9 protein-coding genes are annotated in these 12,031 nt (G+C 31.9%); 7 read left to right on the forward strand and 2 right to left on the reverse strand.

Annotation, left to right across the window (positions count from 1 at the left end):
* The first annotated feature begins 394 nt into the window (after nucleotides 1-394).
* The 5 genes from ACHRVX_RS21885 (at nucleotide 395) to ACHRVX_RS21905 (ending at nucleotide 4,776) form a co-directional block, all read left to right on the forward strand.
* Nucleotides 395-988, forward strand: a complete 594-nt coding sequence (locus ACHRVX_RS21885) for a GNAT family N-acetyltransferase (protein ID WP_395336285.1) — start codon at nucleotides 395-397, stop codon at nucleotides 986-988.
* Nucleotides 989-1,071: 83 nt separating this feature from the next.
* Complete coding sequence (locus ACHRVX_RS21890) at nucleotides 1,072-1,878, forward strand: helix-turn-helix domain-containing protein (protein WP_395336288.1); 807 nt, start codon at nucleotides 1,072-1,074, stop codon at nucleotides 1,876-1,878.
* A gap of 78 nt (nucleotides 1,879-1,956) precedes the next feature.
* Nucleotides 1,957-3,465, forward strand: a complete 1,509-nt coding sequence (locus ACHRVX_RS21895) for a serine hydrolase (RefSeq protein WP_395336290.1) — start codon at nucleotides 1,957-1,959, stop codon at nucleotides 3,463-3,465.
* 1 nt (nucleotide 3,466) lies between these two features.
* On the forward strand, nucleotides 3,467-3,967 hold the full coding sequence (locus ACHRVX_RS21900; RefSeq protein ID WP_395336292.1) for a nuclear transport factor 2 family protein: 501 nt from the start codon (nucleotides 3,467-3,469) through the stop codon (nucleotides 3,965-3,967).
* 353 nt (nucleotides 3,968-4,320) lie between these two features.
* Nucleotides 4,321-4,776 carry a hypothetical protein gene (locus tag ACHRVX_RS21905; RefSeq protein ID WP_395336295.1) on the forward strand — a complete coding sequence of 152 codons (456 nt, stop codon included), beginning with the start codon at nucleotides 4,321-4,323 and terminating at the stop codon, nucleotides 4,774-4,776.
* 319 nt (nucleotides 4,777-5,095) lie between these two features.
* On the opposite strand, the gene ACHRVX_RS21910 is transcribed toward ACHRVX_RS21905, so the two are convergent.
* Nucleotides 5,096-7,486 (reverse strand): penicillin acylase family protein, encoded by a 2,391-nt coding sequence (locus ACHRVX_RS21910; RefSeq protein ID WP_395336297.1) that lies wholly within the window; start codon nucleotides 7,484-7,486, stop codon nucleotides 5,096-5,098.
* Nucleotides 7,487-7,602: 116 nt separating this feature from the next.
* On the opposite strand from ACHRVX_RS21910, the gene ACHRVX_RS21915 reads away from it, so the two are divergent.
* Nucleotides 7,603-9,159, forward strand: a complete 1,557-nt coding sequence (locus ACHRVX_RS21915) for a hypothetical protein (RefSeq protein WP_395336299.1) — start codon at nucleotides 7,603-7,605, stop codon at nucleotides 9,157-9,159.
* 361 nt (nucleotides 9,160-9,520) lie between these two features.
* On the forward strand, nucleotides 9,521-11,332 hold the full coding sequence (locus tag ACHRVX_RS21920) for a hypothetical protein (protein WP_395336301.1): 1,812 nt from the start codon (nucleotides 9,521-9,523) through the stop codon (nucleotides 11,330-11,332).
* Between the two features lie 54 nt (nucleotides 11,333-11,386).
* Here the strand turns inward: ACHRVX_RS21920 and ACHRVX_RS21925 are convergent, their stop codons facing one another.
* A complete protein-coding gene (locus ACHRVX_RS21925; protein ID WP_395336303.1) occupies nucleotides 11,387-11,839 on the reverse strand; it encodes a YMGG-like glycine zipper-containing protein in 453 nt (150 codons plus the stop codon).
* Between the last annotated feature and the right edge of the window lie 192 nt (nucleotides 11,840-12,031).

A 12,031-nucleotide genomic window follows, 5' to 3' on the forward strand; every position in this document is an offset into this window, starting at 1 on the left:
AAGATCGTAAAAATAAGTAATAATTATACAAGAGCTTAAAAATAAAGGAAATATTTATGATAATAAGGGCATGACCCGCCGAAAAAAGCGGGTCGGGCTATTCACTATATTCCCAATTAACAAAAACTACGGCTAAAAAGCCTTGTTTTTATAAATCGGGAGATGCCGTTTCTATCCCTCATGCAACACCTGTTTTCATAACAAAATTTCGTTTTTATGGATTTATTAGAAATACAGAAAAGTCTATTTTCGCTTGACGAGAAAGAATCTGCCCATGGATCTGACGGATTAAACAGATTTACGCAGGTTGTTAACTTAAAAAATCAGTAAAAAATCCGTTTAATCCGTAAAATCAGCGGCCAATAAACCGAACTACTTCCCTCAAATAAACACCATGAAAAGCGAACTATTACAATCTAACATTCTTTTAGAAAACGAAAAAGTTTTATTAATCCCTTTTGAAAATGAAAGAAACATTGAACTAAAAGAAATTATTTTCGACGATGAAATTTGGAAATACATGGGAATGTATATTAGAAATGACGCTGAGTTTGAAAATTATATCAAAAGCACCTTAAAACAAAAAGCAGACGGAATATGTTATCCGTTTTTAATAATTGATAAAGCCACAAACAAAGTCGCCGGAAGTACGCGTTATGGATATTTAAATCACGTAAGCCAAAAATGCGAAATTGGCTGGACTTGGTACGGAAAAGATTTTCAGGGAACTGGTTTAAACAAAGCCTGTAAATTTGAATTATTAAATTTTGGTTTTGAAAACATTCAGTTCAAAAGAATACAATTTAGTGCTGATCTTGAAAATAAAAAATCGCAAAGAGCCATTGAAAAACTAGGTGCAATGAAAGAAGGTGTTTTTAGAAATAACTATGTTGATTCTGAAGGCAAAAGTAAAGATGATGTTTATTACAGCATAATTTCGGAGGAATGGAATGTTACCAAAAAAGAGTATTTTTCTGAATTTATCTAATCATTACAAAGGAAAAGTGAAATTTTTAGCTTAGATTTCCAAATCTAAAACGCCGTAAATCCACTTTAAAAATAATAACTCAAATGCAACTATATTCAGAATATTATGTAAGTGAAAGTTGCGAACGGTTTGTCAATAAAATTTGGTGTCTGGATAACAGCATCGGCGAAAGCCTGATCGAAAATAAACTTGTTCTACCTAACGGTTGTTTTAATCTGGCAATTGTTAGCGGAAATTCGATACAAGTTCATACAAGTAAACAAAAATATGAAATGAACGAAGGATTTTACTTTTGTTCACAAATGAGTAATAAGGTTTTGGTTAATATCCAGCCTAAAACAAAAGTTACCATTATTCAACTTCATGCATGGACACTTTCAATGTTTCCTAAATATGATTTAAGCAATTTTACCGATGCTATCATTAAAGTCGATACAAACGAATTGCCTTTTCAAACTAAAATCAATACCGATTTAAACAGTGAAATTTCGACACTCTTAAATACAATTAATTCTTATTTTGAAGCATTAAATGTTTCGCATCCCAATAAAAACATAGTCGAAAAAATCTGTGAACAAATCAAAATCCAAAATGAAGAAATCACAGTTTCGGAAATTGGAAAGAACTTAGAAGTTTCTCAACGATTATTGCAGATTAAATTTAAAATAGCGACCGGACTTACAATTAAAAAATACATTCAAATTCTGAAATTCAGAAAATCAGTCGATCAAATGGTGAATTCTAATTTGGATAAACTTAGTTTGACGGATGTTGCGCTTTATAACAAATACTTTGATCAGTCACATTTCATCAAAAAGTTTAAAGATGTGACCAAAACAACCCCAAAAATGTTCAATTCAGACTTGTATTTTCTTTCTAAAAAAAGATAAAATTTCGCATTTGTACAATTTTAAGCGCAATTTTTATTCTAATATTGCAAAATCATCAATCAATCAAATCAATCAAAAATGACAATCATCAAATCATTTTTCCAGCTAAAAACGTTTTTAGTTGGAATACTCCTTTTCCAATTTCATATTGGCTTTTCTCAGGAAGAAAAAAACTCGGCTTTGTACAAAACTATTATGTCGAGAGACAGTCTTTTGTTTAATGTTGGTTTTAATACCTGCGATGTATCACAGTTCGAAAATTTATTAAGCAACAATTTTGAATTTTACCACGACAAAGACAGTATTCAGGACAAAGCTTTATTTTTAAAAAACATCAGAAAAGGTTTGTGCGGTTCTACCAAAACCTATCAAGCCAGAAGAGATTTAGTTGAAGGCAGCACAGAAATTTATCCGTTATCTAAAAAAGGTGTTTTGTATGGCGCTTTGCAAATTGGGATTCACCAATTTTTTGAGCCAACGTCTGAAGGGAAAGACAAATTTGGAAGTACAGCTAGATTTACTCACGTTTGGATATTAGAAAATGGTGTTTGGAAATTACGACGATCTTTTAGTTACGATCATCAGGATACGAATACAGCCGGGACTAAATCCAGTATTTTTGATAATGACCAGGAAATTGAAAAATGGCTAAAACAAAATAATGTTCCTACTTTAGGAATTGGCGTAATCAACAACGGAAAACTACAAGAAATCAAAGTTTTTGGTGAGCTTAAAAAAGGAGTTTCCGCTGCATATAACACGATATGGAATGTTGCTTCGCTGACTAAACCTGTAATGGCGATTATAGCTTTGAAACTGGCAAGCGAAGGAAAACTAAATTTAGACGAACCTTTGTACAAGTATTGGACAGATCCGGATATTGCAAATTATCCTAACACGAAACTGCTGACAGCAAGAATCATTTTGAGTCATCAAACGGGTTTCCCGAATTGGAGATTTATGAATGAATCCGGTAAACTGGACTTTAAATTTAAACCGGGAACAAAATACCAATATTCGGGAGAAGGATTTGAATACTTGCGAAAAGCACTTGAAAACAAATTCCATAAAACATTAGATCAGCTCGCAAATGAATTGATCTTTCAGCCGCTAAAAATGACTGATTCCCAACTTATCTGGAATGACAAGTTAGATCTATCAAGATATGCAATTGGCTACAATAACAAAGGAAATGCATACGAACCTACTAAAAATAAAACAGCAAATGCCGCAGATGATTTACTAACTACAATTGGGGATTACGGAACGTTTTTGTGCAGCGTAATGAATAGCGAGGGATTGACTAAAAAGATATTTGACGACATGATATCACATCAGGTTGAAACCAAAAAAAATAAATATTTCGGACTTGGTTTCGAAATCTACGACTTAGGAAATAACAATTATGCTTTATCCCACGGAGGAGCAGACAAAGGCGTTCAGACCATCTTTCTATTATTACCAAAAACAAAACAAGGCTTGATTATTTTTACCAATGTTGATGATGGATACAAAGTTTACGAAAAAATAGTGAACCATTATTTGGGTGAAAACGGAAAAAAAATTATTGAAATAGAAACAAAATAAAATGGAAAATAACAAAAAAGAAATTATGATTCCTATGGTAAATATAATAGTCCTTTTTATTCTGTTTTTAAGCAGGCAAGCTGTTGCACAAACGAGTAACGAGGTTATAAAAATGGATGTTTTAAAGACCGAAATCATCAAAATGGACAGTTTGCTTTTTGATGTTGCTTTTAATCAATGCGATGCATCTCAATTCAAAAAAATAATAGCCGATGATGTTGAGTTTTACGATGACCGTTTTGGTTTGAATATTTCGAAAGAAAATGAAATAAAATCATTGAACGCAAAATGTTCGAGACCGGAAAAACTAACCCGAAAATTAAATTCCTGCACAATTGATAAATTAGGCGATTTTGGAGCCGTACAAATAGGCGAACATACTTTTTATATTGATGGAAAACCGGAAGGAACCGGAAAATTTATTCATATCTGGGAGCGAAAAAATAATGACTGGAAATTAAAACGAATCGTTAGTTATGAGCACAGACCTATTAAAAAGTAATCTTTTGTCTATATAATCTTCCTTCTTTTAAAATAAAAATAATGGAATGATCTTGAAACTTAATTGAAAGTAAGTCGTCTAACTAAAAGACAACGACATAATCTCATAAGACTATTAAAGTTTCAATCATCAAATCAAAAAAATAAACGCCCAAGGCGGTAATCTTTATCTTACCAACTCCGATAGTTCTGGTTCACGCCAAAACTATCGGAGTTTTTTATCTTAAAAAATGTTTTTCCCATTCTATATTTAGTATAAAAAAACTATTTTAGCGGTGCCCAAAAAAACAATTACAAATCCCAAATCAATCTGATTTACAATCGTTAAAAATTGTAAATAATATCTAAATACCTATGAAAAAATTAAAGAAGCAATCTCTTTTAGTTTTATTACTATTCGTTTTTATTCCCAGTATTTGTATTTCTCAAACTACTTCTACTCTGGTTCCAGTTACGGTTCCAATGCCTACTCAGCAAAACAAAATTATAATTGACAAAATTGTCGAAGCAACACATTATAAAAATTACGTTATTGATTTTTGTTTAGAGACTATTAACGAAGCAGCACAAAAAGAAAACTGGAACGACAAGAAAACGGTAGAAATTACTGAAAGTATTAATTATAAAAACTTTAGAGATGCCGTTTACAATTTATTTGCGTTTTACAACGAAATAGAATTAGAAAATTTACTAAAAACATACAAACAAGATACTGCTTATCAAACCACAAACGTCATGATTACTAATGATGCACTTGGATATAATCTTGAGATATTTGCAAATGATATTGTTCGAGGGAAGTATAAGTGAGAAAGGTTCTGAGTGGCTAAGTTGCTAAGCTTCTAAGTTTTAAAAAAATATTCAAAGTTGGAAAGGCTCAAAGCTGCAAAGGTTTTTATTCTTTACAGAAAATAGCCTTCAATGATTGTTATCCCTGTTCCTCGGGATTAGAAAAATGCGCAGACCAACTTAGACAAAGATTGCAAAAGCCTATAATTCTGTACATAAAGCTTCGTGTTCCTTATGACAAAGTCACAAAAGGTTAAAACCTTCGAATCTTTGCGAAAAAACTTTGCGTTCTTTGCGGTAAACAACACAAGCCAAACTTTAAAACCTGAAACTAAAAAAACTATTCCTCTTTCGGTTTGAAAACCAATTTGGTTGACGTTTTTACAATCTCTTCTTTATTCAATTTCATTTTTCTGAATTTTCCTGCGTTGTACATTTCTGCCTGATCGCTGTAATGTTTACTGAAAGGATTTCCGGATTGTCCGGTTGGTAAAATGCTCCAGCTGTTTTCTATATCTGAAAAATCAACGATCCTTCTGGTTGAAGGTCCGCCTTTTATGTAATATTTCCCTTCATTTGTAAGTCCGAAGAATTGATTGTTGATTACTTCATTAGATCCCGGAGCGGCAAAAGGCCCAACATCAAAAAGTTTACGCAAAGCGGCAATTTTCCCTAACGGATGTTCGTGTTCTACCGTGTGTACTTTCTCCCATTTCCAATCTGTAATTTCATTTCCTAATTGTTTCTGAAGCGCTATTACTGATTCATGAAATGATTTTGATACAATTTCACTTCTCGTTTCTTTTACATTTTTTGTTTTAATATTATCCCACCAAACTGAATTTTCATTTTCAATTTGTCTGGCAATAATTTGTTTTCCTACGGATAATCCCAGAAACAAATTAAAATTATCCTCGCCCATTTCATCTTCAAAAGTATTTTTTAAATATAAATAAACCCATTTGTTGTAAATCGTTGGCGCAACATCTTCAAGATTATTTGTTCCTTTCCAGGATTTCAAAACTGTAATTACTTCTTTTTCTTTTGACGAAAGTGACGCAATATTTATATTCGAAATTAAACTCTGAACCACGCCCGGAGAAACTGGCGATGTATTATCAAAAATCATTTTACTAATTGCTTCTTTATCCCAATCTGATTTTGCATCCATTAAAGTTGAAATTCTTTTCGCGCGATCTTCCGGCAAATAATATCCAGGATATAAATAACCATCAATTGCTTCCGGCTGGTTATTTGCTGAATAAACATAACCCCACTTTGGATTTTCGGCAGATGGATTTTTAGAAAAATCAAGATATTCTTTAATATCATCTTTACCGCTCGCACCATCAAGAATAAAAAACGAATTTACTCCCTTATCATGTTTATAAAGCGTTCCTGTCGCCCACCAAGCCACATTCCCTTTTGCATCGCCATACATTACATTTAATCCCGGCGCGGCAACTAATTGAACTGCTTTCCTGAAATCGTCTTTGCTTTTAGCATGCGAAAGTCCGTAAACAGCATCTAAAATCTGAATCGGCTGTTGGGTATAAATCCACGACATTGCAACGGGATTTTTTTTCTCCAAACGTTCTAATAAATCATTCATAATAGGTCCGTGTCGGCTTGATTTTACCGTAAGTACAACATCCGATGTATCTTTTACTTTTATCGTTTTTTTTCTGATTTCGTAATTTGCAAAACCCGTTGGCGTTTGATATTGGTTTGCATCTCCGGCTTTATTTTTTTCCTGATAAAAATCAATATCATCATTTTCGAACATCGTTAATCCATAGGCATAATCACGATTGTGTGCCAATAAGGGATAAGGAGTTCCAGCCAGATAACAACCGTATAATTCAAAATCCGGCGTAATTAAATGCGCTTCGTACCAGGTTGCGGGCTGAGAAAAACCAATATGCGGATCATTGGCAAAAATCACTTTTCCGCTTTTGGTTTTCTTTGGTCCTGCCACCCAACTATTACTTCCCACAAAAGGCGGAATTGGCGAATTATCCAATAATGCCGCTACAGATTTTGCAATCGTAGTATACTCTTCAATGTTTTCTTTTGAACTTTTGATTTGCGTGGTATTAAATTCGCCTTCAATTCCTAAATCCTTCAAATATGCAATACCATATTTAGTACGAATATCCGTTAATAAAGGATCTGTTTTCTGAGCCATGGCAAAACTAAAAGACATATACCCAAAAATATTGTAAACGTCTTTTATCGTGAATTTTTCTTTTTTAACTCCAACTAAAGTAAACTCAACTGGCGTTGTTCCTTCTTCTAAATATTGATTAATTCCATCCAGATAAGCCAACGTCATTTTATAACTCTGACTATTTTTATCCAGTTTTGCAATGGCTTTCGCCGAAGCTTCTTCAATACCAATTCCAGAGAAAAACTTATCATTTTTAAGCGCTACAGACCCAAAGATTTCAGATAATTTTCCCGGAGCAATTCTGCGAAGCAATTCCATTTGCCATAATCTTTCCTGCGCATGAACATAACCTAAAGCTGTCATTGCATCTTTTTCGGAATTTGCGTAAATATGAGGAACTCCAAAATCATCAAAATAAACTGTGGTTTCCTTATCAAAGTTCTTCAATTCTATCTGACCTTCATATTTGGGTTTCAAATGAAAAATGTAGGCACATAATCCGATTCCAAGAACAACAATCAGGACAAATAAAACCAGCAGAATTTTTTTAATTTTTCTCATATTCAAAAAAAGTATAATGATAAACGGTTTGGTAATAATGTAACTTAAAAAACTAATCCTATAAAAAACATTACTTTTAAAAGTCTAAATTTATGTATTTAAAACCAATACGATAAATGTCAATCTATAAAAAAATAGCAATCGGTGTAATTTCAGTCTTTCTTTTTGTGATTTTAGTCAATATTGGTCTCAATTATTGGATAAAAAAACAATTACCCATAATTATAAACGATAAAAACAAAACGGCGTATAATATTCATTACGAGAAAATCGAAGTTTCGCTTCTTTCCCGAAACATTAATGCTACCACATTATTAGTTAGTCCAAAAAATGAACCAAAAGATAGTAAAAATGGGCTATTCGCTAAAATTGAATCTATTACAATTAAGCATTTTAATATTTGGGATTTGGCATTTCACGATATTATTGAGGCCGAAAGCATTATCATCAATAAACCTCGTGTAATTTTATATAAAAAAGGAGAAAAACTTTTGAATAATAGCAAAAGTATTAAAAATGAAATCATTGAACCTTTTCGAAAAATTGTTGCTGTCTCTAATATTTATCTAAATGAAGGAACTGTGGATGTAGTTTCATTAGACAACAACAAACCTATTTTAAGTGTCAAAAAAATTATATTGAAACTTGAAGGTATTTTGATTACAGATGCTACTCTGAAAGAAAAAATTCCAATGCAATTCGAAAAATATGTTTTGGTATTTGATAGTTTATATTACAAACCCAGCGCATTTTATCATATGAATATTGGTAAAATAAGCACCGAAAATAACTTTTTAAAAGTTAAAAACTTCTCTTATCTGCCTGATTTTGGACGAAAAGAATTTGTAAAAAGACTGGAAAAAGAAAAAGATATTTATACCATCAAATTTGATTCTGCACACATTGAAAAAATGGATTGGGGTTTTAAAAATGACAAGTTTTTCTTTAAGGCAAATTCACTTATCGTTAATCATGCTGATGCTAATGTTTATCGAAATAAAATCCCGAAAGATGATTTGAGCAAAAAATATCTGTACAATCACTTATTACGAAAAATTAAATTTCCGCTTCAAATTGATACTATTCAAATTCTAAAATCAAAATTAGTTTATGAGGAGGAAATTGATTTCTCAAAAGGACCCGGTATTTTAAATTTTGACCGTTTTAATATGTATGTTACAAATATAAAAAGTGGTTTTGGCTTAAAAAAAATGGCTGATGTAAAAATAAAAGTCAATTGCCTTTTTATGAAAACATCTCCTTTAAATGTCGACTGGAGTTTTAATGTTCTGGATCAAAAAGATAGTTTTCATATTCAGGGCGTAATTTCAAATTTTGATGTTAGGGCCATGGGACAATTCAGCCAGCCGTATATGAATGCCTCTTTCACCGGAACTTTTAATAAATATCGTTTTAATTTTTATGGAAATGATAATATTTCAAAAGGAAATGCTTCGTTAGATTATGACGATTTAAAAGTAAAATTATACAAAAAGAAACATCCTGAAAAAGAAGCTAAACTTAAATCAGCGATTGTTAACTTACTGGTCAAAAACGACTCAAAAGACAAAGCAAAAAACGCAGATGTTGAATTAGAACGTATTCAGGAGAAATCATTCTATAACTTTTTATGGCGAAGCATTGCAGAGTCTTTGAAGAAGATTTTGATTTAGGATTTTTTTTTCAGGATTTTTTTTCGCCACGAATTTCAAGAATTAGCACAAATTATTTTTACTAGTGCTGTGTAGTCCTGTGTTACAATTGTAAATACTTCAATTTATTTTCTACCAATATTTAACTCCTAACGGAGTATAGTTGCAATAATAATATACCTCGTAGAGGTTAAATGTTGGTAAATAAATATACCAACAAAGTCTTATTGTCCCGTCAGGGACTAAACTTTTTCTCGAAATAAAATTCGTGAAATTCGTGAAATTCGTGGCAACCACATTACCAACATTTACAAACCTGACAATTATCAGTTTTTTTGATAATTTATTTTCCAACATTTGTCTTTATTTAATTTAAAAACAAATGACAAAAAAGCCTTTACATACTTTTCATATTCCTGTTATGGGGCTCGCATATACAATCGACAGCCCAATAAGAGTGGCGCAATATGGAATTTCATCTGTTGTTTCTATAGCCGATGATGACTTAATTGAAAAGATGCGTAATTTTTACAGCACAAAATTCAATTTACAATACGAAGAAATAACCCAGAAATTTCATGATTACCGGGCACAAAGAATCACTTCATATCTTAATCTGGTTGACAAAATTGTAAAACAAAAGTTCGATAATTTTAAAAACGAACTTATAGAAAGCAAAACAGCAGTAGAAAACTATATTGCGATGTTGCCTAATACTTCGGATATTAAAAAAGGTTTTCAAAATCTATTAGATGATGGAATCTCTTTTACCGAAAACATTCAAAATTATATCGAGTCGCATCTTTCTCCGGGATTAATTGATGTGAATATCATGACAAAACTGGATAAAGATAATTTTGATAAAAATGAACAACTACCTATTGAATTCAATGATGCCCATGCTGCATTAAGAGGTTTTGCAAATAGTAATCTTGAATCTTCTGTTGTACTTTCTGCGGGAATGAATCCTAGATTGTTCAGTTATTTTGAGAATTTTTCAGATTTTTTTCCGAATCTAAATAACGAACTAAAAAAGAAAATTACTTTAAAAGTAAGTGACTTTAGATCTGCCATGATTCAGGGAAATTTCCTTGCTAAAAAAGGACTTTGGGTTTCTGAATACAGAATTGAATCCGGATTAAATTGCGGCGGACATGCTTTCGCCACTGACGGACTTTTATTAGGCCCTATATTAGAAGAGTTTAAAGAAAAAAAAGATCAGCTTATTCAATCTGCACATGAGTTGATGACTAAAGTATTACAGCAAAAACAATTTTACACACCAGAAATCCCTCTGCCTCTCAAAATAACAGTGCAAGGCGGTGTAGGAACTGCTGAAGAACATGAATTTTTATTAGAAAACTATAAAGTTGATTCCGTAGGTTGGGGAACCCCTTTTTTATTGGTTCCGGAAGCAACATCTGTAGATAAGGCAACCCGCGAATTATTAATAAATGCAAAGGAAGAAGATTTATATTTAAGTCATATCTCACCTTTAGGAGTTCCATTTAATACTTTGAGAGGAACTACAAATGAAATTCTAAGACAAAAAAGGATAGATCAAAATAAAGCAGGAAGTTCTTGTCCAAAGAAATTCCTTGCTTTAAGCAAAGAATACGATCCACAAGGAATTTGCAGTGCTTCGAAAAAATTTCAGGATCATAAGCTGGAAGAATTAGAAAACGTAAAAGAAACAATGTCTGTGAAAGCTTTTGAAAAGGCAAAATTTGACATTACCGAAAAATCATGCTTATGCGTAGGTTTAGCAAATGCATCGTATTTAGAGAATGATATTAAAATAAAGGGACAAGCTCAAGGTGTAATAATCTGTCCCGGACCAAATATGGCTTATTTTGACCAAGAAGTTTCCTTATCTGATATGGTGGGTCATATTTATGGAAATAAGTCGGTTTTAAGGACAGAAAACAGACCAAATTTATTTGTGAAAGAATTAAAAATGTATGTTGATTATTTCAGGAATGAAATTGAAAATATTTCTGGAGAGATTACTAATTCTCAACTTAAAAAATGGAATACTTTTAAAACTAATATTTTTGAAGGAATTGAATATTATGAGAAGCTACTTTCATCCTCTTTATATTTCAGAAATGACTTAAATAGGATTAAAGAAGATTTCAATTTTTATAAATCAGAATTATCAGCAATTAAGATTCCAACTTTAGAATTAGCTTAAAATAAAAAACCCCGATTTAGATTTAAATCGGGGTTTTTATTATATACAGTTGATCTATTCTTTTTTCTTTTTGCTATCAATAACAGCACCGGTACCTGTCCCTAAAGCAGCACCTGCTAAACCGCCAATAATAGCACCTTCACCTTTTCTTTTACTAACAATTGCTCCAGTAGCAGCACCAACTCCAGCACCAATTACGGCACCTTTAGCAGTAGCACTCCATCCCTTTTTCTTTTTAGTAGTTGTTGTAGTTGAAGTCGCAGTTCCATTTTCTGCTTGTTGATGTACTACCACAACTTTTTGAGATTCTACTTTTTGTTGTTCTACCTGTTGCTGTTCTTTAAGGTTTGCCATTTCTGTTTTCATTGAATCAATAACTCTTTGTTTATTAATTTCAACTTTCATTGAATCAATGCTAGCTTGTTTTGCTTTATTGACATCTTCTTTTCCTTGATTCTGACAAGAAACGATTGATAAAGCAACTAATATTATACATAAGCTTTTCATGATTGTGGTTTTAAAAATTTATACTCTACAAATTAAAGAAGATTTATATTAATGACGTTACATGATTCAGTCGAAAAATTATAGAATTTGAAGATTGCAATTGAAATCATGCGTATAAAACGTATTGCTATCGTAAAAGGATTTAAAACTTATTTTTATTTGGTAAAAGTTTCTTCAGCCGCTCTTCCAATA

The organism is Flavobacterium sp. FlaQc-47 (genome assembly GCF_044006475.1).
GTDB lineage: Bacteria > Bacteroidota > Bacteroidia > Flavobacteriales > Flavobacteriaceae > Flavobacterium.